The following is an 866-nucleotide window of genomic DNA, read 5'->3' as shown; positions in this document are numbered from 1 at the left end:
CCGGCGCCGCCGGCGCCGCCGTTGCCGTAGATCAGGCCGCCGTTGCCGCCGGCGCCGCCGGCTTCCCCGTTGATGGCATTGCTGAAGCCGCCCGCGCCCCCAAACCCGCCGTTACCGAACAGACCGGCCGACCCGCCGACGCCGCCGACCCCACCCTGTCCGAGCCCAGAGCCGCCGGCACCACCGTTGCCGCCGGCGCCGAAGATGAGGCCGCCGGCCCCTCCGTTCCCGCCTTTCCCGCCTCCATTGCCGCTGCCGCCTTGACCGCCGCTACCGCCGTGACCGAACAGCCCGGCGGCCCCGCCGGCGCCGCCGGCCGCACTGTCGGCGGTGCTGTCGCCGCCGTTACCGCCGTTGCCCCACAGGATCCCGCCGGCCTGGCCGTTGGTGCCGACGCCTTGGGCGTTGGTCACGCCGTTGGCGCCGTTGCCGATGAGCGGGCGTCCCAGCAGTATCTCGGTGGGCTCGTTGATCACTGCGAGGATGTCCTGCTCGAGGGTCTGCAGCGGGTTGGCGTTGGCGGCCTCGGCGGCGGCGTACTGCGCCACACCGGCATTCATCAGCCCGACGAATTGCTGGTGGAACTGTGCGGCCTGGGCGCCGAGCGCCTGGTAGACCTGCCCGTGCGCCCCGAACAGCGAGGCGATGGCCGCCGACACCTCGTCGCCGGCGGCCGCCAACACGTTCGACGTCGGGGCCGCCGCCGCGGCGTGGGCCTCGGTGAGAGCCGACCCGATATTGGCCAGATCCGAAGCCGCCGACGACATGAACTCCGGCGCTGCAACGACAAACGACATGTCACGCACCTATCCACTCGTGTCATATGTCGGTGACGCTAACGGCGCGAGCGTCGGCGCGAATCAGGG

1 protein-coding gene is annotated in these 866 nt (G+C 72.4%); it reads right to left on the bottom strand.

Translation table 11 applies throughout. From position 1 onward, the window contains the following. Positions 1–797: PE family protein (locus N415_RS29885; protein ID WP_152531648.1), on the bottom strand; the 797-nt coding region annotated here is incomplete at its 3' end. Positions 798–866: the final 69 nt, after the last annotated feature.

This window comes from Mycobacterium sp. UM_CSW (genome assembly GCF_000455205.1).
Taxonomy (GTDB): Bacteria; Actinomycetota; Actinomycetes; order Mycobacteriales; family Mycobacteriaceae; genus Mycobacterium.
The sequence above is the reverse complement of the archived record's forward strand: the minus strand, read 5'-3'. Positions and strand labels throughout refer to the sequence as shown.